The sequence below is a fragment of the Agrococcus terreus genome (assembly GCF_014645235.1).
In the GTDB taxonomy this organism is placed as follows: domain Bacteria; phylum Actinomycetota; class Actinomycetes; order Actinomycetales; family Microbacteriaceae; genus Agrococcus; species Agrococcus terreus.
On the sequence record NZ_BMLM01000001.1, the window covers coordinates 1,904,136 to 1,926,524 of the forward strand.

The 22,389-nt window shown below is 73.5% G+C and carries 19 protein-coding genes; all 19 read right to left on the reverse strand.

Annotated elements, in window-relative coordinates:
* Positions 1 to 9: 9 nt before the first annotated feature.
* The 19 genes from IEW90_RS09230 to IEW90_RS09320 all read right to left on the reverse strand — a co-directional run bounded on the left by IEW90_RS09230 (position 10) and on the right by IEW90_RS09320 (position 22,374).
* The gene (locus tag IEW90_RS09230; protein ID WP_188717846.1) at positions 10 to 1,029 is read right to left on the reverse strand and encodes a quinone-dependent dihydroorotate dehydrogenase; all 1,020 of its coding nucleotides are present in this window, start codon (positions 1,027 to 1,029) and stop codon (positions 10 to 12) included.
* On the reverse strand, positions 1,026 to 1,496 hold the full coding sequence (gene nrdR, locus IEW90_RS09235) for a transcriptional regulator NrdR (protein ID WP_188717847.1): 471 nt from the start codon (positions 1,494 to 1,496) through the stop codon (positions 1,026 to 1,028). Before nrdR ends, IEW90_RS09230 begins: the two co-directional genes overlap by 4 nt.
* Entirely contained in the window at positions 1,496 to 2,836 is a 1,341-nt protein-coding gene (gene hisD / locus IEW90_RS09240; protein ID WP_229679576.1) for a histidinol dehydrogenase, read from the reverse strand. The genes nrdR and hisD overlap by 1 nt, the downstream gene beginning before the upstream one ends.
* Positions 2,837 to 3,151: 315 nt before the next feature.
* Complete coding sequence (gene dnaE / locus IEW90_RS09245; RefSeq protein WP_188717849.1) at positions 3,152 to 6,661, reverse strand: DNA polymerase III subunit alpha; 3,510 nt, start codon at positions 6,659 to 6,661, stop codon at positions 3,152 to 3,154.
* A 79-nt stretch (positions 6,662 to 6,740) separates the two neighbouring features.
* Complete coding sequence (locus IEW90_RS09250) at positions 6,741 to 7,661, reverse strand: RluA family pseudouridine synthase (RefSeq protein ID WP_188717850.1); 921 nt, start codon at positions 7,659 to 7,661, stop codon at positions 6,741 to 6,743.
* Positions 7,661 to 8,236 carry a signal peptidase II gene (gene lspA, locus IEW90_RS09255; protein ID WP_229679577.1) on the reverse strand — a complete coding sequence of 192 codons (576 nt, stop codon included), beginning with the start codon at positions 8,234 to 8,236 and terminating at the stop codon, positions 7,661 to 7,663. Before lspA ends, IEW90_RS09250 begins: the two co-directional genes overlap by 1 nt.
* Positions 8,237 to 8,247: 11 nt before the next feature.
* Entirely contained in the window at positions 8,248 to 9,048 is an 801-nt protein-coding gene (locus IEW90_RS09260) for a DivIVA domain-containing protein (RefSeq protein ID WP_188717851.1), read from the reverse strand.
* A gap of 133 nt (positions 9,049 to 9,181) precedes the next feature.
* Positions 9,182 to 9,490, reverse strand: a complete 309-nt coding sequence (locus IEW90_RS09265) for a YggT family protein (protein ID WP_188717852.1) — start codon at positions 9,488 to 9,490, stop codon at positions 9,182 to 9,184.
* A 7-nt stretch (positions 9,491 to 9,497) separates the two neighbouring features.
* A complete protein-coding gene (locus tag IEW90_RS09270) occupies positions 9,498 to 9,968 on the reverse strand; it encodes a cell division protein SepF (protein WP_188717853.1) in 471 nt (156 codons plus the stop codon).
* Positions 9,969 to 9,996: 28 nt separating this feature from the next.
* The gene (locus IEW90_RS09275; RefSeq protein ID WP_188717854.1) at positions 9,997 to 10,665 is read right to left on the reverse strand and encodes a YggS family pyridoxal phosphate-dependent enzyme; all 669 of its coding nucleotides are present in this window, start codon (positions 10,663 to 10,665) and stop codon (positions 9,997 to 9,999) included.
* Between the two features lie 5 nt (positions 10,666 to 10,670).
* The gene (gene ftsZ / locus IEW90_RS09280; protein WP_229679578.1) at positions 10,671 to 11,840 is read right to left on the reverse strand and encodes a cell division protein FtsZ; all 1,170 of its coding nucleotides are present in this window, start codon (positions 11,838 to 11,840) and stop codon (positions 10,671 to 10,673) included.
* Between the two features lie 180 nt (positions 11,841 to 12,020).
* A complete protein-coding gene (locus IEW90_RS09285) occupies positions 12,021 to 13,139 on the reverse strand; it encodes an FtsQ-type POTRA domain-containing protein (protein ID WP_188717855.1) in 1,119 nt (372 codons plus the stop codon).
* Positions 13,136 to 14,542, reverse strand: coding sequence for a UDP-N-acetylmuramate--L-alanine ligase (murC, locus tag IEW90_RS09290; protein ID WP_188717856.1), 1,407 nt, complete (start codon positions 14,540 to 14,542; stop codon positions 13,136 to 13,138). The genes IEW90_RS09285 and murC overlap by 4 nt, the downstream gene beginning before the upstream one ends.
* Positions 14,539 to 15,573: a UDP-N-acetylglucosamine--N-acetylmuramyl-(pentapeptide) pyrophosphoryl-undecaprenol N-acetylglucosamine transferase gene (locus tag IEW90_RS09295; RefSeq protein WP_188718108.1), complete on the reverse strand. Its 1,035-nt coding sequence runs from the start codon at positions 15,571 to 15,573 to the stop codon at positions 14,539 to 14,541. Before IEW90_RS09295 ends, murC begins: the two co-directional genes overlap by 4 nt.
* Before the next feature lie 51 nt (positions 15,574 to 15,624).
* Entirely contained in the window at positions 15,625 to 16,875 is a 1,251-nt protein-coding gene (gene ftsW, locus IEW90_RS09300) for a putative lipid II flippase FtsW (protein ID WP_188717857.1), read from the reverse strand.
* Positions 16,844 to 18,337, reverse strand: coding sequence for a UDP-N-acetylmuramoyl-L-alanine--D-glutamate ligase (gene murD, locus IEW90_RS09305; protein WP_188717858.1), 1,494 nt, complete (start codon positions 18,335 to 18,337; stop codon positions 16,844 to 16,846). Before murD ends, ftsW begins: the two co-directional genes overlap by 32 nt.
* Positions 18,338 to 18,347: 10 nt before the next feature.
* Positions 18,348 to 19,436, reverse strand: a complete 1,089-nt coding sequence (mraY, locus tag IEW90_RS09310; protein WP_188717859.1) for a phospho-N-acetylmuramoyl-pentapeptide-transferase — start codon at positions 19,434 to 19,436, stop codon at positions 18,348 to 18,350.
* Positions 19,436 to 20,839, reverse strand: a complete 1,404-nt coding sequence (locus IEW90_RS09315; RefSeq protein ID WP_188717860.1) for a UDP-N-acetylmuramoyl-tripeptide--D-alanyl-D-alanine ligase — start codon at positions 20,837 to 20,839, stop codon at positions 19,436 to 19,438. The genes mraY and IEW90_RS09315 overlap by 1 nt, the downstream gene beginning before the upstream one ends.
* Positions 20,839 to 22,374 (reverse strand): Mur ligase family protein, encoded by a 1,536-nt coding sequence (locus IEW90_RS09320; RefSeq protein ID WP_229679579.1) that lies wholly within the window; start codon positions 22,372 to 22,374, stop codon positions 20,839 to 20,841. Before IEW90_RS09320 ends, IEW90_RS09315 begins: the two co-directional genes overlap by 1 nt.
* Positions 22,375 to 22,389 lie beyond the last annotated feature (15 nt).

Consider the following 22,389-nt stretch of genomic DNA (forward strand, 5'->3'; position numbering starts at 1 on the left):
CGCCCCGGCCTAGCGGCCGGCGAGCCCGCGGTTGATCTCGCGCGCCCAGCCGGGCCCGCGGTAGACGAACGCCGTGTAGCCCTGCACGAGGCTCGCGCCGGCGTCGAGCCGCGCGCGCACGTCGTCGGCGGTCTCGACGCCGCCGACCGAGACGACCGCGACCTCCGCCGGCAGCGCCGCGCGGAGGCGCCGCAGCACCTCGAGCGAGCGGGCTGCCACGGGAGGCCCGGAGAGGCCGCCGGCGCCCGCCGCGGCGACGACGGCAGGGTCGGTGCGGAGGCCCTCGCGCGAGATCGTCGTGTTCGTCGCGATGACGCCCGCGAGGCCCAGCCGGGCCGCGAGCGCGGCGATGCCGTCGACCTGCTCGTCATCGAGGTCCGGGGCGATCTTCACCAGCACGGGCACGTCGCCCGCCTGCGCTCGGATCGCCGCGAGCAGCGGCTCGAGCACGCGCTCCTCCTGCAGGCCGCGCAGGCCCGGCGTGTTCGGCGACGAGACGTTGACGGCGAGGTAGTCGGCCACGGGCGCGAGCGCCCGCGTCGAGGCGAGGTAGTCGGCCTCGACGGCGACCGCGTCGTCCGCGTCGACGACGCGGCTCTTGCCGATGTTCACGCCGATGACGGGGCGCGAGCGCGCCTCGCGCGCGGCGGCGATGCGGTCGGCCGCGGCCGCCGCTCCCCCGTTGTTGAAGCCCATCCGGTTGACGAGCGCCCGGTCGTCGACGAGGCGGAAGAGCCGCGGCCGCTCGTTGCCGGGCTGCGGCTGCGCGGTGAGCGTGCCGACCTCGACGTGGCCGAAGCCGAGCGCGCCGAGCCCCGCGATCATCGTCGCGTCCTTGTCGAAGCCGGCGGCCACGCCGAACGGCGTCGGGAACGCGCGGCCGAGCGCTCGGGTGGCGAGCGACGGGTCGGTGCGCACGCCGGGCCGCGCGGCGCCGGCAGCTCGGATGACCGCGGCGCCGAGGTGGTGGGCGCGCTCGGGGTCGACGTGCCGGAAGCCGTGGCGGAAGACGAGGTCGTAGGCGGTCACTCGGTGCGCTCCTGCTGCTCGCGGCGGTCCTCGCGGAGCCCCGCGATGGCGGTCTCGAAGTCGTCGAGCGACTCGAAGGCCTGGTAGACGCTCGCGAAGCGCAGGTAGGCGACCTCGTCGAGGTCGCGCAGCGGCGGCAGCACCGCGAGGCCGATGTCGTTCGCGTCGATCTGGCTCGCGCCGGTCGCGCGGATCGTCTCCTCGACCGCCTGCGCGACCTGCGCGAGGTCGGCGTCGCTCACGGGCCGGCCTCGCGCGGCCTTCCGCACGCCCTCGACGACCTTGTCACGCGAGAACGGCACGAGCACGCCGTTGCGCTTCACGACCGAGAGGCTCGCGGTCTCGGTCGTGGTGAAGCGGCGCCCGCACTCGGTGCACTGGCGCCGGCGGCGGATCGAGAGGCCGTCGTCGCTCGTGCGCGAGTCGACGACGCGCGAGTCGGGGTTGCGGCAGAACGGGCAGTGCATCAGCGGGCCTCCTCGACGCGGCCGGCTTCGAACTGGGCAGGTTCGAAGCGAGCGGTGATGGCCTCGCCGTGCGCGGGCAGGCCCTCGGCGCCGGCGAGCGCGACGACCGCGTCGCGCACCGCGGCGAGCGCGGCCCGGTCGGAGCGCACCACCTGCTGCGGGCGCAGGAACGTCGCGGCGCCGAGGCCTGCGACCCGGCGCGCCTGTCCGCCGGTCGGCAGCACGTGGTTGGAGCCGGCCGCGTAGTCGCCGAGGCTCACGGGCGCGAACGGGCCGAGGAAGATCGCGCCGGCGTGGCGGATGCGGGCGAGCACGGCGTCGTCGTCGGCCGTCTGGATCTCGAGGTGCTCGGGCGCGTAGGCGTCGCTCACGCGCGCGGCGTCGTCGAGATCGCGCACGAGGACGATCGCCGACTGCTCGGCGCCGAGCGACGCGATGACGCGCTCGGCCGCGTGCGTCGCGACGGCGCGCCGCTCGACGGCGGCGGCGACGCGGTCGGCGAGGCCGGCGTCGTCGGTGACGAGCACCGCGCTCGCGAGCTCGTCGTGCTCGGCCTGGCTCACGAGGTCGGCGGCGACGAGCTCGGCGTCGGCCGTCGCGTCGGCGATGACGAGGATCTCGGTAGGGCCGGCCTCGGAGTCGACGCGGACGGTACCCGCGACGGCGCGCTTCGCGGCGGCGACGAAGACGTTGCCTGGGCCCGTGACGACGTCGACGGGCGCGAGGCCGATACCGGGGACGCCGTGCGCGAGCGCGCCGATGGCGCCCGCGCCGCCCATCGCGTAGACCTCGTCGACGCCGAGCAGCGCGCAGGCGGCGAGGATCGTCGGGTGCGGCAGGCCGCCGTGGTCGGCCTGCGCGGGGCTGGCGACGGCGATCGACGGCACCCCGGCCGCCTGCGCCGCGACCACGTTCATGACGACGCTCGACGGGTAGACGGCCTTGCCGCCGGGCACGTAGAGGCCGACGCGGTCGACCGGCTGCCAGCGCAGCTCGACGACGGCGCCGGGGGCGACCTCCGCGCGCGTCGGGGCGGGCACCTGCGCGGCCGAGCCGACGCGCACGCGCGCGATGGCCGTCTCGAGCGCCGCCCGGACGGCGGGCTCGAGCGCGTCGCGTGCGGCGGCGATCGCGGCGGCCGGCACGCGCAGCGCCTCGGGGCGCACGCGGTCGAACCGCTCGGCCTGCTCGAGGAGCGCCTCGGCGCCGCGCTCGCGCACGTCGTGGACGAGGCCGGCGGCGGCGGGCAGGGCCGCCTCCACGTCGATCGCGGGCCGGGGGAGCAGCGCGCGCAGCGCCTGCTCGTCGGGCAGGTCGGTGAGATCGAGGCGTCGGAGCACGGGTTCCATCGTAGGCGCGCCCGCGCACCGCGGCCGACCTGCGTCGGCTCGCGCAGGCTGTCCGAGCGAGCGCACTCGAGTGGCCACTTCCTGCATCGAGTGGCCACCTCCTGCATCGAACGGTCACGATGTGCTGCAACGAGCGACCACTCCCAGCAGATCGTGACCACTCATCGAAGGAAGTGACCACGCATCGAAGGAAGTGACCACTCATGACCACTCACCGCGCGAGGTGACCGCTCAGTGCACGAAGCGACCACTCAGAGAGCACGGCGCGAAGGAGCGAGCGCGCCCGGGCGCGGGTCGCGCCGCGGGCTACGCGATCGAGGCGGGGCCGAGCAGGCTCTTGATCTCGCCGAACAGGTCGCTCGAGACCTTCACCTGCAGCGGCAGCGCGAACACGCGCTCGACCTCCGGCCGCTCGAGCGCGAGGCGCACGTCGGTCGGGCCGGCGTGCCGCTCGAGCAGCGAGCGCAGGTCGCGCATCGCCTGCATCGAGGCGCGCCGCTCGGGGATGCGGAGCTCGAGCGGGCGCGTCTCGTCGACCGGCTGCACGTCGGGGGTGTCGATCATGTTCGCGTGGATCGTGAACCCGTCGTCGCGGGTGCGGACCCGGCCGCGCACGACGACGACGGCGTCGTGGACGAGCGCCGCGCGGAACTCCGTGTACGACTTGCCGAGCACCATGATCTCGATCTCGCCGCCGAAGTCCTGGACCGCGATGATGCCGTACTGGTTGCCCGAGTTGCGGGCCACGCGGTGCTGCACCGTCGTGATGAGGCCCGCGATCGTCACCGTCTCGCCGTCCTCGACGGTCTCGGCGAGCTCCTGGATCTGGTGCGTCGAGTGCTTCGCGAGCTCGAGCTCGAGCCCCGAGAGCGGATGGTCGGAGACGTAGAGGCCGAGCATCTCGCGCTCGAACGCGAGCTTGTCGCGCTTGCCCCACTCCGGCCGGTCGGGCACGCGGTCGGCGACCGTGTCGAGGTCGTCGAAGATGTCGCCGAACAGGTCGACCTGCCCGTTCGCCTCGTTGCGCTTGATCTTCACCGCGGCATCGACGGCGTCCTCGTGGATCTCGAGCATCGCGCGCCGCGTGGCGCCTGTGGAGTCGAACGCGCCCGACTTGATGAGCGACTCGACGGTGCGCTTGTTCGAGACTCCGACCGGGACCTTCTTCAGGAAGTCGTGGAACGTCGTGTACGCGCCCTCGCGCTCGCGCGCCGCGATGATGCCGTCGACGACGCCCTCGCCGACGTTGCGCACGGCGCCGAGCCCGAAGCGGATGTCGTCGCCGACGGCCGTGAAGTACAGCGACGACTCGTTGACGTCCGGCGGCAGGACGGTGATGCCCATCCTGCGGCACTCCGAGAGGTAGATCGCCATCTTGTCCTTGGAGTCGCCGACGCTCGTGAGGAGCGCGGCCATGTACTCCGCCGGGTAGTGCGCCTTGAGGTAGGCGGTCCAGTACGAGATGACGCCGTACGCGGCCGAGTGGGCCTTGTTGAACGCGTAGTCCGAGAAGGGCAGCAGGATGTCCCAGAGGGCCTTCACCGCGGCCGGCGAGTAGCCGCGCTCGCGCATGCCGCCCTCGAAGGTCGCGTACTGCTTGTCGAGCTCGGCCTTCTTCTTCTTGCCCATCGCTCGCCGCAGGATGTCGGCCTCGCCGAGCGAGTAGCCGGCCACCTTCTGCGCGACGGCCATCACCTGCTCCTGGTAGATGATGAGGCCGTAGGACTCGCCGAGGATGTCGGCGAGCGGCTCCTCGAGCTCCGGGTGGATCGGCGTGATCGGCTGCTGGCCGTTCTTGCGCAGCGCGTAGTTCGTGTGCGAGTCGGCGCCCATGGGGCCGGGACGGTAGAGCGCGATGACGGCCGAGATGTCCTCGAACGAGTCGGGCTTCATGAGCCGCAGCAGCGAGCGCAGCGGCCCGCCGTCGAGCTGGAACACGCCGAGCGTGTCGCCGCGCTGCAGCAGCTCGTACGCGCCGCGGTCGTCGAGCTCGAGCGTCTCGAGGTCGAGCTCCACGCCCCGGTTGGCGCGGATGTTGTCGAGCGCGTCCGAGACGATCGTGAGGTTGCGGAGCCCCAGGAAGTCCATCTTGATGAGGCCGAGGGACTCGCACGCCGGGTAGTCGAACTGGGTGATGATGGCGCCGTCCTGCTCGCGCTTCATCACGGGGATGATGTCGATGAGCGGGTCGGACGACATGATGACGCCGGCCGCGTGCACGCCCCACTGGCGCTTGAGGTTCTCGAGGCCGCGCGCCGTCTCGAAGACCGTCTTGGCCTCCGGGTCGGTCTCGATGAGCGCCCGGATGTCGCCCGCCTCCTTGTAGCGGGGGTGGTCCGGGTCGAAGATGCCCGAGAGCGGGATGTCCTTGCCCATCACCGCGGGCGGCATCGCCTTCGTGAGCTTCTCGCCCATCCCGAAGGGGAAGCCGAGCACGCGGGAGGAGTCCTTGAGCGCCTGCTTCGACTTGATCGTGCCGTAGGTGACGATCTGCGCCACGCGCTCGGTGCCGTACTTCTCGGTGACGTACTTGATGACCTCGCCGCGGCGACGGTCGTCGAAGTCGATGTCGAAGTCGGGCATCGAGACGCGGTCGGGGTTGAGGAAGCGCTCGAAGATGAGGCCGTGGTGGAGCGGGTCGAGGTCGGTGATGCGCATCGCGTACGCGGCCATGGATCCTGCGCCGGAGCCTCGACCGGGGCCAACGCGGATGCCGTGGTCCTTCGCCCAGTTGATGAAGTCGGCGACGACGAGGAAGTAGCCGGGGAACCCCATCTGCGAGATGACGCCCATCTCGTACTCCGCCTGCGCCCGCACGGCGTCGGGCACGCCGCCCGGGTAGCGGCGCTCGAGGCCCGTGGCGACCTCCGCGCGGAACCACGACTCCTCCGTGTGACCCTCGGGCACCGGGAAGCGGGGCATGTAGTTGGCCGACTCGTCGAACTCGACCGAGCATCGCTCGGCGATGAGGAGCGTGTTGTCGCACGCCTCGGGCATGTCGCGGAAGAGGTGGCGCATCTCGGCCGCCGACTTCACGTAGTAGCCGCCGCCGTCGAGCTTGAAGCGGTTCGGGTCGTCCATCGTGGCGCCCGACTGCACGCACAGCAGCGCCTCGTGGCTCTTCGCGTCCTCGGCGTTCGTGTAGTGGAGGTCGTTCGTCGCGAGCAGCGGCAGGCCGAGGTCCTTGCCGAGCCGCAGCAGATCGTCGCGCACGCGCCGCTCGATCTCGAGCCCGTGCTCCATGAGCTCGAGGAAGTAGTTCTGGGCGCCGAAGATGTCGCGGTAGCGGGCGGCCGCCTCGACCGCCTTGTCGTACTGGCCCAGGCGCAGGCGCGTCTGCACCTCGCCCGAGGGGCAGCCGGTGGTGGCGATGAGGCCCGCGGCGTGGCGCGAGAGCAGCTCGTCGTCCATGCGCGGCTTGAAGTAGTAGCCCTCCATCGACGCGTACGACGAGAGGCGGAAGAGGTTCGACAGGCCCTCGTTCGTCTCGGCGAGCAGCGTCATGTGCGTGTACGCGCCGCCGCCCGAGACGTCGTCGCCGGGCGACGCGTCCTGCCCGCCCCACTTGACGCGCGTGCGCTCGGAGCGGTGGGTGCCGGGCGTGATGTACGCCTCGGTGCCGATGATGGGCTTCACGCCCTGCGCGCGCGCCGCCTTCCAGAACTCGTAGGCGCCGAACACGTTGCCGTGGTCGGTCATCGCGACCGCCGGCATCCCGTGCTGCTCGACCGCCTGCATGAGCTCCGAGATGCGCGCTGCGCCGTCGAGCATCGAGTACTCGGTGTGGACGTGGAGGTGCGCGAAGGAGTCTGCCATGGCCCCTCGATCCTACGTCCGGGCGCCCACGCGGCTCGCCGCCGACGCGCCCCCTGGGCGCACCCCGGCGGCGCTCCCGCTAGTCGTCGCGGAGCAGCTCGAGCGCGTGCGCGAGGTCGGCGGGGTACTCGCTCGCGAAGACCACCTGCTCCCCCGTCGCCGGGTGCCGGAAGCCGAGCCGCTTCGCGTGCAGCCACTGCCGCTCGAGGCCGAGCCGGGCGCTGAGCGTCGGGTCGGCGCCGTACATGGTGTCGCCGAGGCACGGATGCCGGCGGGCGGCCATGTGCACGCGGATCTGGTGCGTCCGTCCGGTCTCGAGGTGCACCTCGAGCAGGCTGCCGGTGCGGTGCGCCTCGAGCGTCTCGTAGTGCGTCACCGCGTGCTTGCCGCTCGTGACGACCGCGAAGCGCCACTCGTGGCTCGGGTGGCGGCCGACGGGCGCGTCGATCGTGCCGGCGAGCGGATCCGGGTGCCCCTGCACGGCCGCGTGGTACACCTTCTCGACCTCGCGGTCGTGGAAGGCGGCCTTCAGCCGCGTGTAGGCCAGCTCGCTCTTCGCGACCACCATGAGCCCGCTCGTGCCGGCGTCGAGCCGGTGGACGACGCCCTGCCGCTCGGCGGCGCCCGAGGTGGCGACGTCGACGCCGGCCGCGGCGAGCGCCCCGACGACCGTCGGTCCGTGCCATCCCATGCTGGGGTGCGCGGCGACGCCGGCGGGCTTGTCGACGACGACGATGTCGGCGTCCTCGTGCACGATGCCGAGGTCGGGCACGGGGGTCGCGACGATGCGCGGCTCCTCGCGCGGCCTCCACGTGAGGTCGAGCCAGGCGTCGCCCTGCAGCCGGTCGGACTTGCCGAGCGCGCGCCCGTCCTGCACGGCCCCGCCGTCCTCGAGCATCGCGACGACCGCGGTGCGCGAGAGGCCGAGGAGCTTCGAGATGCCGGCGTCGGCGCGCACGCCGTCGAGGCCCGGCGGCACCTGGAGGAACCGCGACTCCATCAGCGGAGCGGCTCCGTCGTGTCGCCCGCGGGCTCGGCCGAGGCGTCGGGCTCGTCGGTGCGGCGCACGCCGTCGAGGCCGATGTTCGCGAGCACGAGCAGCACGATCGCGATCATCGAGGAGACGATGAAGATGTCGGCCACGTTGAAGATGGCCGGGAAGCCCCACACCTGGATGAAGTCGACGACGTGGCCGACGAACAGGCCGGGCTCGCGCACGAGCCGGTCGGTGAGGTTGCCGAGCGTGCCGCCGAGCACGCCGCCGAGCGCGAGCGCCCAGCGCGACGAGCCGATGCGGCGCAGCTGCAGCACGATGAACACGGCCACCGCCGCGGCGAGGATCGTGAAGATCCAGGTCGAGCCGGCCGCGAGCGAGAACGCCGCGCCGGGGTTGCGCACGAAGTGCCACTGCAGCAGCTCGCCGAGCACCGGCTGCCGCTCGCCCTCGCGCATGGTGGCGAGGATCCATTCCTTCGTCGCGAGGTCGAGGCCGTACGCGACGGCGGCGGTCCCGAGGACGAGCCCCAGCATGCGCCAGGAGATCGGCCTCGGGACCGCCGTCGTGGAGTCGGTCACCGAGCGGGTGCTCAGCTGCCGCTGCCCTGCCCGCCGAAGGCGAGCGAGGAGGAGCGGTCGAGGTCGCGCAGCTGGCTCTCGATGTAGCCGCGCAGCTTGAGGCGGTAGTCGCGCTCGAAGCTCTTCAGCTCGTCGATCTTCGACTCGAGGCCGGTCTTCTGCTGCTCGAGCTTGGCCTTCGCGTCGGCGTACTCCTGCTCGAGCTCGGCCTTGCGGGCCTGCGCCTGGTCCTCGATCTCCTGCGCGGAGGCCTCGGCGGCGGCGATGAGCTCGTCGCGCTTCTGCTCGCCGGCTGCGATGTGCTCGTCGTGGACGCGCTGCGCGAGGGCGATGAGGCCGTTCGCGTCGGCGCTCGGGCCGGCGGGGACCTCGGCGACCGGGGCGGGCTCGGCGGCCTCGGGCTGGGCCTCGACGACGGACTGCTCGGCCTCGGCGGCCTCGGCGGGCTGGGCGGCGGCCTCGGCCTGCGCTGCGGCGGCCTCGGCCTGCGCTGCGGCGGCCTCCGCCTGCTCGGCGAGCTGCTGCTTGAGCTGCTCGTTCTCTGCGCGGAGGGCGTCGAGCTCGGCCGTGTCGACCTCGGGCGCCTCGGCCTGCTCGGCGGGCGCGGGTGCGGCCTCGACCGGTGCGGCGACGGCGCCGCCGGCCTTCAGCTGCTCGTTCTCGGCGCGGAGCGCGTCGTTCTCGTCGACGAGGCGACGGAGCTCCGTGACGACCTCGTCGAGGAAGTCGTCGACCTCGTCCTGGTCGTAGCCGTCGCGGAAGCGGGTCGTCTCGAAGCGCTTGTGGACGACGTCGTCAGGAGTCAGTGCCATGTCGTGCCTTTCTTGGTCGGCCGCCGGCCCTGAGAGATCGGCGGCGCTGAATCACTGTACCCGTCGCGGACGGCGTGCCCTCGATCCTAGCCCGCGCGCCGACCCGCACCTACGGGCCGGCTGTGCGCGCGGCTCAGACGAGGGCGGTGCGGAACGGTCCGACGATGGACATGAGGATGAGGAGGGCGAGCAGCAGCACGAGCATCGCCAGGTCGAGCGCGACGCCGCCGATCCGGAGCGGCTTCACGAACCGCCGCACGAAGCGCAGCGGCGGGTCCGTGACCCGGAGCACCCAGATCGAGAGCACGAGCACGAACCCCTTCGGGCGCCAGTCGCGCCGCAGCTGCGTCACGAGGTCGAGGATGATCCTCGCCCAGAGGAGGTAGGTCGCGAGCAGCGCGGCGGTGTGGACGATCCAGGCGAGGATCGAGACGACGGGCACCGGGACGTCAGTGGGCGAAGACGGCCGAGTCGGCGTCCTCGTCGACCGAGCGGCTGCCGGAGACGGCGATGTGCTCGGGGCTCAGGAGGTAGACCTTGGTGGTCACGCGCTCGATGCGGCCCTGGAGGCCCTGGGTGAGACCGGCCGAGAAGTCGATGAGGCGACGCGCGTCGCCATCGGTCATCTGCGACAGGTTGATGATGACGGGCGTGCCGTCGCGGAACGCCTCGGCGATGGCCTTGGCGTCCTTGTACTGGCGCGGGTGCACCGTGAGGATCTCGCTCATGTCGCTCACCTTCTGCGCCGCGCGCAGCTTCGTGACGGGGGCGCGGCGCGGCTCCTCCGCGCGCTCGCGGGGCTGCGGCTGCGCAGCCCGCTCGTGCTCCTCCGTGCGGTCGACGGGGCGGACCTCCTGGGTCAGTTCGTCCTCCTCGGCGAAGCCGAAGTAGATCGCCGCCTTCTTCAGTGCGTTGCTCATGGGATCCTCCTCCTGGGGTGCGTCCACGCTATCCGCCGGCAGGGCGGTTGCCCGTGATTGCCGTGCCGATCCGCAGGTGTGTCGCGCCGTGCTCGATGGCCTCGCGCCAGTCGGCGCTCATGCCCGCAGAGATCCAGTCGGCGGCGGGCTCGATCGCGCGGACGCGCTCCGCGAGCCGCGCGAGCCGCTCGAACGCGCGGCCGGGCTCCTCGTCGAGGGGCGCGACGGCCATCACGCCGCGGAGGCGCAGCGCCTCGGAGGCCGCCACGCGCTCGGCGAGCGCGTCGAGGCCGTCGGGCGCGACGCCGCCGCGGCCCGGGTCGTCGGTGAGGTTGACCTGCACGAGCGCGTCGCGCACGGGCCGCTCGCCGTCGCCGCCCTCGAGCGCGTCGACGAGCGCCGCGGAGTCGATGGAGTGGAGCACGTCGGCGTAGCGGGCGACCTGGCGCGCCTTGTTGCGCTGCAGCTGCCCCACGAAGTGCCACGTGAGGCCGAGGTCGGCGGTCTCGAGCGCCTTGTCGCGGGACTCCGGATGCCGGTTCTCGCCGAAGTCGCGGTGGCCGGCGGCCGCGAGCTCGCGGACGAGCGACGCGGGGTGCCGCTTCGTGATGACCACCAGCGTGACGGGACGCGCCCGGCGCGCGTCCTCGAGCTGCTCGAGGAACGCGGCCAGGCGCGTCGCGGGGGCGTCCGTCATGCGGGTCAGCGCAGGAAGTCGGGGAGGAACTCGTCCTCCTCCTCGTCCACCTGCGTGAGGGGCTGGACCGGTCCGGTCAGGTGGTCGGCGACCGGCGGCGCGGGCACCGCGCGGCGCTCCTCGCCCTCGGGGCCGGGCGCGCTGCGGCGCTCGTCGCCGCGGGGGCGGAGCCCCATGTCGCCGCGGGCGGCGGTGCGGATGACCGAGTCATCCTCCTTCACCACCGGGCCCGCGCCGTCGAAGCCGGCGGCGATGACCGTGACGCGCACCTCGTCGCCGAGGGTGTCGTCGATGACCGTGCCGAAGATGATGTTCGCCTCGGGGTGCACGGCCTCCTGCACGAGCTTGGCCGCGTCGTACGTCTCGTGGATGCCGAGGTTGCTGCCGGCCTGGATCGAGAGGAGCACGCCGTGCGCGCCGTCGATCTTCGCCTCGAGCAGCGGGCTCGCCACCGCGAGCTCGGCCGCCTTGATCGCGCGGTCGGCGCCGCGCGAGGAGCCGATGCCCATGAGCGCGGAGCCCGCGCCCTGCATGACCGACTTCACGTCGGCGAAGTCGACATTGATGAGGCCGGGCGTCGTGATGAGGTCGGTGATGCCCTGGACGCCCGCGAGCAGCACCTGGTCGGCCGTCTCGAACGCCTCGACCATCGAGATGCCCATGTCGGAGATCTCGAGCAGGCGGTCGTTCGGGACGACGATGAGGGTGTCGACCTCGTTCTTGAGCGCCTCGACGCCCGCCTCGGCCTGCGCCTGGCGGCGCTTGCCCTCGAACGAGAACGGCTTCGTCACGACGCCCACGGTGAGCGCGCCGAGGCTCTTGGCGATGCGCGCGACGACGGGCGCGCCGCCCGTGCCCGTGCCGCCGCCCTCCCCCGCGGTGACGAAGACCATGTCGGCGCCCGCGAGGGCCTCCTCGATCTCCTCCGCGTGGTCCTCGGCGGCGCGTCGGCCGACCTCGGGGTCGGCACCGGCGCCGAGGCCCTTGGTCAGCTCGCGGCCCACGTCGAGCTTGACGTCGGCGTCGCTGAGCAGCAGCGCCTGCGCGTCGGTGTTGATGGCGATGAACTCGACCCCGCGCAGCCCGAGGTCGATCATGCGGTTCACGGCGTTGACGCCGCCGCCGCCCACGCCGACCACCTTGATGACGGCGAGGTAGTTGTTGTTGGTAGTCACGCTCGGCCCCTCGATCGAACCCTCAACCTCTACTTGAGGTTTAGAGAATTCCTCACTTCAATCCTGACGAGGACGACGCTACGGCGGGCCCGGCCGGGGCCGTGGGAGCGACTCGGCGTTTCGCGCGCGGCGCCGCCAAGAAAAAGAATCGTCAGGTTCCTGACGGACCGGACGAGCCCCTCAGGAGCCGCGGACGACCGGGTGCTCGGGGGCGCGGACGTCGAGCACGACGGCCACCGCGGGGTCCTGCGTCGCGAGCAGCGCCTCGACGACGTCGGCCTTCAGCCGGCTGTCCTCCGCGCCGCCCCAGCGCACGCTCTGGCCGCTCGCCAGCGCCAGGCGGATGTCGGAGGGCGAGGGAGCCTCGATGCGCTCGGTCGCCTCGAGCACCGACGGCGGCACCGACACGAGCATCGACGCGACGGCCTCGAACTCCGGGCTCCCGAGGTCGATGCCGTCGAGCCGAGGCAGCGCCGAGGTCTCGGCGTCGACGCCGCCGAGCACGACGCCCGCGGCGTCGATGACGACCTCGCCGCCCTCCCCGGGCGCGACCGCGACCGGGCGGCGCTCGACGAGGTGCACGACCACGCTCGAGGGCGGCACGACGTCGACCCGGAACGACTCGATCTGCGGGATCGCGCGCAGGCGCTCGGCCACGGCCTCCTCGGTCACGGTCGCGATCGGCTGCCCCACGCTCCCGGCGAGCGCCTGCTGCACGACGGCGGGGTCGAGCCGCTCGGCGCCCTCGACCCGGACCTCGCGGACGGCCATGAGCGGCGACCAGACGAGGCCGACGAGCACGAGGAGCGCGAGTGCGAGCCCGCCCGCCGCGAGCAGCGCCGTGCGCGCCCGGCGGCGCGCGTCGGCGGTGAAGCGCCGCACCTCCGCGCGCTCCTGCCGACGCCGCTCGCGCGTCGCCGTGCGGGCGTCGCGGCGCGCCTCGCGCGCCTCCTCGCGGTCGGTGCGGCGCTGCGCGCGCTCGGCCTCGCGCCACGCGCGGTCGACGCGCTGGGCGTGCGAGCCGCGCCCCTCCCCCGCGTGCGCGGCCGGCTCGAGCGGGGCGACGGGCGCCGTGGGCTGCTCCTCGTCGAGCTCGGCGTACGCGGCGAGCGCCCAGCGGCGCGGCTCCTCGACCGCATCGCCCGCCGTGGGCCCGGGCGAGGATCGCGGCGAGGGCGCCGAGTCGAGGCGGAAGGGATCGAGGTCGCGGTCCCACGAGCGCCGGCGGCGCGCGGGCGCCTCGCCCCTGACGGCCTCCTCGGCCGCCTCGGGACGCTCGAAGCCCTCGGGCCGCCTCACGCCTCGTCGCCTCCCAGGGCGTCGAGCACCTGCGGGATGATGCGGTAGACGTCGCCGCACGAGAGCGTGACGATGATGTCGCCCTCCGTCGCCAGCGCCGCCGCGCGTTCGGCGGCGCGCTGCCAGTCGGGCAGGAAGTCGACGTGCGCGGGGTCGTCGAAGCGGTCGGCGACGAGCGCGCCGGTGACGCCCGGGATCGGGTCCTCGCGCGCGCCGTACACGTCGAGCACGACCGTGTGGTCCGCGACCCGCTCGTACACCTCGGCGAACTCCCCCGCCATGTCGCGGGTGCGCGTGAACAGGTGCGGCTGGTGGATGGCGATGATGCGGCCCTCGCCGATCACCGTGCGCGCGGCGGTGAGGGCCGCGTCGACCTCGGCCGGGTGGTGCGCGTAGTCGTCGAAGACGCGCACGCCGCGGCGCTCCCCGTGCAGCTCGAAGCGGCGGCCGGTGCCCGAGAACGCGCCGATCGCGCGCGCCGCCTCGGCGGGCGCGTGGCCCATCGCGACGAGCGTCGCGAGCGCGCCGACCGCGTTCACCGCGTTGTGGCGGCCCGGCACGCCCACCCGCACCTCGACGGTCTCGCCGCCGACCTCGACGGTCGCCGCGGCCGCCTCGCCGAGCTCGATGCCCACGATGCGGACGTCGGCGTCGTCGGCCTCGCCGAAGGTGACGACGCGCTCGTGCGCCACGAGCTCGCGCACGCGGCGAGCGCCCTCGTCGTCGGCCGAGATGACGACGGCCTCCGAGGCCGCGTCGGCGAAGCGCGCGAAGGCGGCGTCGAAGGCCGCCGGCGTGCCGTAGTGGTCGAGGTGGTCGGTGTCGACGTTCGTGATGAGCGCGACCGCGACGTCGTAGAGCAGGAACGAGCCGTCGGACTCGTCGGCCTCGAGCACGAACTCGTCGGCCGAGCCGTGGCCGCTCGAGCTGTCGAGGCCGGCGATGATGCCGCCGTTCACGAAGCCCGCGTCGACGCCGAGGCCGCGCAGGCCGAGCACGACCATGCCCGTGGAGGTCGTCTTGCCGTGCGCGCCCGCGATCGCCACGACGCGCTTGCCGCGCGCGAGCACGTGGAGCGCCTGGGAGCGGTGGAGCACCGGGATGCCGCGCTCGCGCGCGACGAGCAGCTCGGGGTTGTCGGGCCACAGCGCGCTGGTGACGACCACCGCGTCGACGTCGGCCTGCAGATCCATGTTCGCCGCCGCGTGGCCGATGGCGACCGTCGCGCCGCGCTCGACGAGCCGGTCGACGGTCGCGGAGCCCGAGCGGTCGGAGCCGCTCACGGCGATGCCCTCGTCGAGCAGCATGTGCGCGATGCCGGACATGCCGGATCCGCCGATGCCGATGAGGTGGACGCGCTCGATCCGCTCGGGGATCGGCTGGGTGAGATCGGGTTCGATCATCGCTGCCTCCTGCTCGCTGCCGCGCGCTCGACGAGGTCGCTCATGCGATCCGCGCCGTCGGCGACGCCCGCGCCCGCGCTCGCCGCGGCCATCCGGGCCACCCGGCCCTCGTCGCGCAGCAGCGGCACGAGCCGTGTGCGCACCCATTCTGCCGTGAACTCGGCATCGGGCACGAGCAGGGCGCCGCCGCTCGCCACCTGGTCGGCGGCGTTCAGGCCCTGCTCGCCGTTGCCGTACGGCAGCGGCACGTAGACGGCGGGCAGGCCGACCGCCATGAGCTCGGAGACGGTGAGGCTGCCCGCGCGGCACACCACGAGGTCGGCCGCGGCGAGCGCGAGGTGCATGCGGTCGAGGTACTCGATCGCGACGTAGTGGTCGACCTCGGCGGGCTCGAAGTCGGTCTGCCGGCCGCCGGAGAGGTGCAGCACCTGCCAGCCGGCGTCGACGATGTCCTGCGCGCCCGCGACGATGGCGCGGTTGAGCGAGCGGGCGCCCTGCGAGCCGCCGGTGACGAGCAGCGTCGGGCGCTCGGGGTCGAGGCCGAGCTCCGCCCGGGCGCCCGCGCGGAGCGCCGCGCGGTCGAGGCCCGTGATCTCGGCGCGCAGGGGCATGCCGACGAACGAGCCGCGCATCCGGGTCGTGCGGTACGAGAGGCCGACGTGCTCGGTCCAGCGCGCGCCGAGCACGTTCGCCAGACCGGGCTTCGCGTTGGCCTCGTGGACGGCGATCGGCACGCCCTCGAGGCGCGCGGCGCGGTAGGCGGGCGCCGCCGCGTAGCCGCCGAAGCCCACGACCACGTCGATGCGCCGCTCCCGGATGAGCGCGCGCACCTGCGCGACCGCCCGGCGCCAGCGGCCCGGGAACCGCAGCGCGGCCGCGTCGGGCCGGCGCGGGAAGGGCAGCTTCTCGATCGTGACGAGCTCGAGGCCCGCGCGCGGCACGAGCTCCCGCTCGAGGCCCTCGGCCGTGCCGAGGATGGTGAGCTCGGCGTCGGGGTGCCGCTCGAGGAGGCGCGCGGCCGTCGCGAGCATGGGGTTCACGTGGCCGGCGGTGCCGCCGCCGGCGAGGAGGATGCGCACGGGTCAGCCCTTCGCGGCCGCGGCCGGCGGCTCCTCGGCGTCCGCCGCCTCGAGCTCGCCGCGCGCGGCGGGGTTGTCGACGCGCTCCAGCGAGAGCACGACGCCGATGATGGCGAGGGTCGCGATCAGCTGCGAGCCTCCGGACGAGATGAGCGGCAGCGGCACGCCGAGCACGGGCAGGAGGCCGAGGACGACCGCGATGTTCACGAGCGCCTGGCCGACGATCCAGACCATCGCCGCGCCCACGACGACGCGCGTCATCTGCCGCTTCGCCTGCTGGACGATGCGCAGCATCGTCCAGGCGAGCAGCCCGAAGAGCGCGAGCACGACGACGGCGCCGACGAGGCCGAGCTCCTCGCCGATGATGGCGAAGATGTAGTCGTTGTCGGCCGCGGGCAGCCAGTTCCACTTCGCGCGGGAGTTGCCGAGGCCGACGCCGAAGAGGCCGCCCGCCGAGAGCGCCCACGTGCCGTGGAGCTGCTGCCAGCAGCCCGAGTAGTAGTCGGCGTCCGAGCAGCCGTCGATGAACGCCGTGATGCGGCGGACGCGCGAGGCGCTCGAGAGGATGACGGGCACGGCGAGGACCCCGAGGATCGCCACCGGCAGCGCGAGGTGCCACCAGCGGACGCCCGCGAACCACAGGGCGCCGAAGACGACGAGCGCCATGATCGAGACGGTGCCGAAGTCGTGGCCGAGCAGCACGAGGCCGATCGCGAGGCCCGCGACCGGCACGATCGGGATCCACGCCTGCCAGAAGCTCGTGATGACCTTCTGCTTCCGGGTGAGGATCATGCCCATCCAGACGATGAGCGCGAGCTTCAGCAGCTCGCTCGGCTGCAGGCTGAAGCCGGCGACGTTGATCCAGTTGCGGTTGCCGCCGATGGCGCGCCCGAGCGGCGTGAAGACGAGCAGCTGCAGCACGATGCCGGCGCCGACCGCGATCCACGCGATGCGCGGCCAGAAGCTCGCGGGCAGCCGCGAGGCGATGAGCATGATCGCGAGGCCGACGGCGGCGAAGGCCGCCTGGCGCACGAACGACGAGAAGAACGAGGCGCTCGCGGTGTAGCTCTCGACCGACGAGGACGAGAGCACCATGACGAGGCCGAACGCGACGAGGAAGACCGTCGTGCCGAGCAGCAGCGAGGCGTGGAGCGACGGCGCGCCGAACATGGTGCGCACGCGCACCATGGCGCGCTTCGCGCCGCGCTCGAGCGCGCCGGCCTCAGCCTGCCGGGGAGCCGCCGTCGTCGCCATGCGCTCCCCTCTCCCGCACCGCCGCCGCGAACCTGTCGCCGCGGTCTGCGTAGCTCTCGAACTGGTCCATCGATGCGGCCGCCGGGGCCAGCAGGACCGTCGTGCCGGGCTCGGCGTGCGCTGCGGCCGCCTCGACGGCCAGCCGCATCACCGCACCAGTGTCCGCCGTGTCGACCTCGACGAGCGGGATGCCGGGGGCGTGTCGCGCGAACGCCGCCGCGATCGGGGCGCGGTCGACGCCGATCGCCACAGCGGCGACGATGCGTCCCGCGTGCCGCTCGACGAGCGGTGCGACGTCGGCGCCCTTGAAGAGCCCGCCGAGGATCCACACGACGCGCGGGAACGCGCTCAGCGAGCCCTCGGCCGCGTGCGGGTTCGTGGCCTTCGAGTCGTCGACGAAGCGCACGCCGTCGATCTCGGCGACGAGCTCGGTGCGGTGGCGGTCCAGCCGGAAGGAGCGGATCGCCTCGCGCACCTGCGCGGGCTCCGCGCCGAAGGCGCGCGCGAGCGCGGCCGCGGCGAGCACGTTGCGCGCCATGTGCGGCGAGCGCAGGCCCGCCGGCTCGAGGTCGGCGAGGTCGGCGAGCTCGAGCGCCGAGCGGTGCCGCTCGTCGAGGAAGGCGCGGTCGACGAGGATGCCGTCGACGACCCCGAGGTCGCTCGGGCCGGGCACGCCGAGCGAGAAGCCGATCGCGCGGCAGCCCTCGACGACCTCGGCGTCCTCGACCATCCGCATGGTCGCCGGGTCCTCGACGTTGTAGACCGCCGCGACGCGGGCGGCGTTGTAGACCTTCGCCTTCGCGTCGCGGTAGGCGTCTGCGGAGCCGTGCCAGTCGATGTGGTCGTCGTCGAGGTTGAGGCACACGGCCGAGTGCGGCGAGATCGCGCCGGCGCCGGTCGTGGGCAGGCCGTGCAGCTGGAAGCTCGAGAGCTCGACGACGAGCGCGTCGAAGCCCTCCGGGTCGCGCACGGCATCGAGCACCGGCGTGCCGATGTTGCCGACCGGCGCGACGCGCACGCCGGCCTCGCGCAGCATGTGCGCCGCGAGCTGCGTCGTCGTCGTCTTGCCGTTCGTGCCGGTGACGAGGATCCAGTCGGCGGCGCGCACCTTGTCGCGCACGCGCCACGCGAGCTCGACGTCGCCCCAGACGGGGATGCCTCGCTCGGCGGCCGCGACGAGCCAGGGATGGTCGGGGCGCAGGCCGGGCGAGGCGATGACGAGCTCGGCGCCCGTGAGGGCCTCGGGCAGGTCGTCGCGACCGGCGTCGACGATCGGCACGTCGAGCACGCCGAGGATGGTGCGTCGCTCGTCGTCGACGCGCTCGGCGACCGCGGTCACCGTCGCGCCGAGCTCGACGAGCGTGTCGACGGCGGCGAAGCCGGAGACGCCGAGGCCGAGCACGGCGACGCGGAGGCCGCTCCAGTCGTGGTGCCAGGAGGCGAGGTCGTCGACGCGGGTCATCGGTGCTCCATCACAGCGCGCGCAGCGCCCACTCGAAGTAGAACAGGCCGATCGCGGCGGCGACGAAGAGGCCGCCGACGATCCAGAACCGGACGACGATCGTGACCTCGGCCCAGCCCTTCAGCTCGAAGTGGTGGTGCAGCGGCGTCATGAGGAACACGCGCTTGCCGCCCGTGGCCTTGAAGTAGGCGCGCTGGATGATCACCGAGCCGGTCACGATGATCGGGAGGCCAGCGACGAGCAGCAGCAGCAGGTGCGTGTCGGTCATGACCGCGAAGCCGGCGAGCGCGCCGCCGAGGGCGAGCGAGCCGACGTCGCCCATGAAGATCTGCGCGGGGCTCGTGTTCCACCAGAGGAAGCCGATGAGCGCGCCCGCGAGGGTCGCGGCGAGGGTGGCGACGTCGAGCGGCGACTCCACGCTGTAGCAGCCGTCGCCGGCTCCCTGGGCGCGGCAGGACTGGTTGAACTGCCAGAAGGCGATGAAGGCGTAGCCCATCGTCGAGAGGATGACGGCGCCCGTCGCGAGGCCGTCGAGCCCGTCGGTGACGTTGACGGCGTTCGACGCCGAGACGTTCATGATGAGGATCCAGAGCACGAAGAGGATGCCGCCGATCGCGCCCCACGCGGTGAGGTCGAGCCACGCGATGTCGCGGACGCCCGAGATGACGGCGTCGACCGCCGGCTCTCCGTCGTGGCTCGGCAGCGTGATCGCGAGCACGCCGAAGAGCACGGAGACGACGACCTGGCCCGCGACCTTCGCCCAGCCGCCGAGGCCGAGCGAGCGCTGGTTCGAGATCTTCAGGAAGTCGTCGACGAAGCCGACGGCGCCCATCCCGACGATGAGCAGCAGGATGAGGAGGGCCGGCAGCGTCGGCGCGTCCTGGCCGAGCAGCTTGCCGCCGAAGTAGCCGACGAGCGTGGCCGTGATGAAGACGAGGCCGCCCATCGTGGGCGTGCCGCGCTTCACGTGGTGCGTCTGCGGGCCGTCGTCGCGGATGAACTGGCCCCAGCCGATCCGCGTGAACGCGCGCACGAACAGCGGCGTCGCGAGGAGCGACACGAGGAGGGCGATGCCTGCGGAGGCGAGCAGGACGAGCATCAGCGGGTTCCGATCCGCTCGGCGAGCGCGAGGAGGCCCGACACGTTCGACGACTTCAGCAGCACGACGTCGCCCTCGACGAGCTCGGCGCGCAGGAGCGCCTCGGCCTCGTCGGCGGTGGCGACCCAGGTCGTGTCCTGCCCGAAGGAGGACTCGAGCTCCGCGGCGTCGTGGATGGGCTTGGCGCCCGCGCCGACGACGACGAGGCGCTCGATGCGCAGGCGGGTGACGAGGCGGCCGAGCCGGTCGTGCTCCTCGACCGCGTGCGGCCCGAGCTCCGCCATCTCGCCGAGCACGGCGACCGAGCGGCGGCCGGCCTGGCGGGTCATGTGCGCGAGCGCGCGGAGCGCAGCGGCGGTGGAGTCGGGGCTCGCGTTGTAGGCGTCGTTGATGACGGTGATGCCGCCGCCGGGCTCGAGCACCTCCATGCGGCCGCGCTCGGCGCGGGGCATGCTCGCCACGTCCTCGATCGCCTGCGCCACGTCGAGCCCGAGCACGTCGACGACCGCGAGGGCGGCGAGCGCGTTCATGACGTGGTGCTCGCCGAGGATGCGCATGCGCAGCGGCCACGACTCCTCGCCGCGGTGCACGGTCGCGACCGTGCCCTCGAGGGTGGAGTCGACGCCGTCGGCCCAGAGCCCCGTCGGGTCGTCGGCGGGGCCGGGGTCGGTGCCGAACCAGGCCACGCGGGCGGCGGTCGCTGCGGCCATGCCGCGCACCCGCTCGTCGTCGCGGTTGAGGATCGCCACGTGCTCGGGCGCGAGGTCGCGCACCATCTCGGTCTTCGCGCGCGTGGTCGTCTCGATGCCGCCGAACTCGCCCGCGTGGGCGAGGCCGACCTTGAGCACGACGCCGATGTCGGGGTGCGAGAGCGCGGTGAGGCGCGCGATGTCGCCCTCGTAGCTCGCGCCCATCTCGAGCACGAGGTAGCGGGTGCCCTCGTCGATGCGGAGCATCGTCATCGGGGCGCCGACCTCGTTGTTGAACGACTTCACGGGGCTCACGGTGGCGCCGTGGCGCTCGAGGGCCGCCTGGAGCATGTTCTTCGTCGTGGTCTTGCCGTTCGAGCCGGTGATGCCGACGACCGTGAGCTCGTTCGCGGCCCGCACGCGCCGGATGACGTCGGCGGCGAGCGACTGGAGCGCCGTCACGCCCGAGGGGACGAGGATGTGCGGCACGTCCTGCTCGACCTCGCGCTCGGCGACGACGAGCGCGGCGCCGCGCTCGAGCGCTGCGTCGATGAAGCGGTGGCCGTCGGTCGTCTCGCCGGGCATGGCGAAGAAGAGGCCGCCGGCCTCGACGAGCCGGGAGTCGGTCTCGACCGAGCCGGTGACGAGCACGTCGTCGCCGACGAGCCTGCCGCCGACCGCCTCGGCGATCTCGCTCGCGCGCAGGCGCAGCATCAGAGCCACCCCGCCTCGTGCAGCGCGAGGCGCGCCTCGTCGCGGGCGACGAAGGGCTCGCGGACGCCGGCGACGTCGCGGTAGTCGGCGTCGCCGGGGCCCGCCCACAGCACGGTGTCGCCCTCGCCGGCGAGCGCGATCGCCTCGCGGATCGCCGCCTCCTCGGGGCTCGCCTCGAGCACGGGCTTCTCCCCCGCCGCGGCGCGCGCGCCCGCGAGCACCTGCGCGCGGATGGCCGCGGCGTCCTCGGAGCGCGGGTTGAAGTCGGTCACGACGACGGCGTCGGCGAGCTCGGCCGCGATGCGGCCCATGTCCTCGCGCTTCGTCGCGTCGCGGTCGCCGTCGGCGCCGAACACCATGACGAGGCGGCCCTCGGTGACGCGGCGCAGCGCTTCGAGGGTCTGCGCGAAGGCGTCGGGGCTGTGGCCGTAGTCGACGAACACCGCAGGCCCCTCGTCGCCCGAGACGCGCTCGATGCGCCCGGGCAGGGTCGCGCGCATGCCGCGGTCGATCGACTCGGTGATGGCGTCGATCTCGAAGCCGTCCTCGACGAGCATGAGGATCGCGATGGCGGCGTCGACGGCCATGTGCCGGCCGATGAACGGGATCTGCACCTCGATCGCGCGCCCGTCGATGCCGGTGAGCGTGAACGAGGTCGACGCGGGCGTCTCCTCCCAGATGTCGACGTGCCAGTCGGCCTCGCGGCCCGGCTCGCTCGTGACGGTCGTGACGGGGATGCGGCTGCGCTCGGCGATGCGCGCGCCCCACTCGCCGTCGACGCACACGACGCCGCGCTGCGCGCGGTCGGGCGTGAAGAGCTCGGCCTTCACGTCGAAGTACGCCTCCATCGAGCCGTAGTCGTCGAGGTGGTCGTGGCTGAGGTTCGTGAACGCGACCACGTCGAAGACGACGCCGTCGATGCGGTGCCGCTCGATCGCCTGCGCGCTCACCTCGAGCACGGCGGCGCGCACGCCCGCCTCGCGCATCCGCGCGAGCAGCGCGTGGAGCTCGCTCGCCTCCGGCGTCGTGAGCTTCGACGTGACGACGAGGTCGCCCACGTGGCGCTCGGCGGTGGTCGAGAGGCCCGTGACGAAGCCGAGGTCGGCGAGCAGGCCCTCGAGCATGAACGACGTGGAGGTCTTGCCGTTCGTGCCGGTGATGCCGTACAGCTTCGGCGGCTGCTCGCCCGTGCGGTAGACCCACGCGGCGATCTCGCCGAGCGCGGCGCGCGGCTCGTCGACGACGATGACGGGCACGTCGACCGCGGCCTCCGCGGCACCGGCGGGGTCGGTGACGACGGCGACCGCGCCGCGCTCGACGGCGTCGGCCGCGAAGGCCGCGCCGTGGCGCCGCGCGCCCGGCAGCGCGGCGAAGAGGTCGCCGGGCTGCACGTCGGAGGAGTCGTTCGTGATGCCGGTCACCTCGACGCCGTCGAGGTCGGCCTCCACGTCGAGCGCGAAGGCCTCCGCCAGGCCCGCCAGGGGCCTCGGTGCGGGGTGCTCCGGTCGCAGGATCCTCGGGGTCACACCCGCCACGGACTTCCTTCCCTC

Excerpts from the sequence above, each read along its gene's own strand:
- nrdR (WP_188717847.1), bottom strand. The coding sequence starts at position 1,496 with ATGCACTGCCCGTTCTGCCGCAACCCCGACTCGCGCGTCGTCGACTCG.
- dnaE (WP_188717849.1), bottom strand. The coding sequence starts at position 6,661 with ATGGCAGACTCCTTCGCGCACCTCCACGTCCACACCGAGTACTCGATG.
- IEW90_RS09250 (WP_188717850.1), bottom strand. The coding sequence starts at position 7,661 with ATGGAGTCGCGGTTCCTCCAGGTGCCGCCGGGCCTCGACGGCGTGCGC.
- IEW90_RS09260 (WP_188717851.1), bottom strand. The coding sequence starts at position 9,048 with ATGGCACTGACTCCTGACGACGTCGTCCACAAGCGCTTCGAGACGACC.
- IEW90_RS09270 (WP_188717853.1), bottom strand. The coding sequence starts at position 9,968 with ATGAGCAACGCACTGAAGAAGGCGGCGATCTACTTCGGCTTCGCCGAG.
- IEW90_RS09275 (WP_188717854.1), bottom strand. The coding sequence starts at position 10,665 with ATGACGGACGCCCCCGCGACGCGCCTGGCCGCGTTCCTCGAGCAGCTC.
- murC (WP_188717856.1), bottom strand. The coding sequence starts at position 14,542 with ATGATCGAACCCGATCTCACCCAGCCGATCCCCGAGCGGATCGAGCGC.
- IEW90_RS09295 (WP_188718108.1), bottom strand. The coding sequence starts at position 15,573 with ATGCTCGCGACGGCCGCGCGCCTCCTCGAGCGGCACCCCGACGCCGAG.
- ftsW (WP_188717857.1), bottom strand. The coding sequence starts at position 16,875 with ATGGCGACGACGGCGGCTCCCCGGCAGGCTGAGGCCGGCGCGCTCGAG.
- murD (WP_188717858.1), bottom strand. The coding sequence starts at position 18,337 with ATGACCCGCGTCGACGACCTCGCCTCCTGGCACCACGACTGGAGCGGC.
- mraY (WP_188717859.1), bottom strand. The coding sequence starts at position 19,436 with ATGCTCGTCCTGCTCGCCTCCGCAGGCATCGCCCTCCTCGTGTCGCTC.
- IEW90_RS09315 (WP_188717860.1), bottom strand. The coding sequence starts at position 20,839 with ATGCTGCGCCTGCGCGCGAGCGAGATCGCCGAGGCGGTCGGCGGCAGG.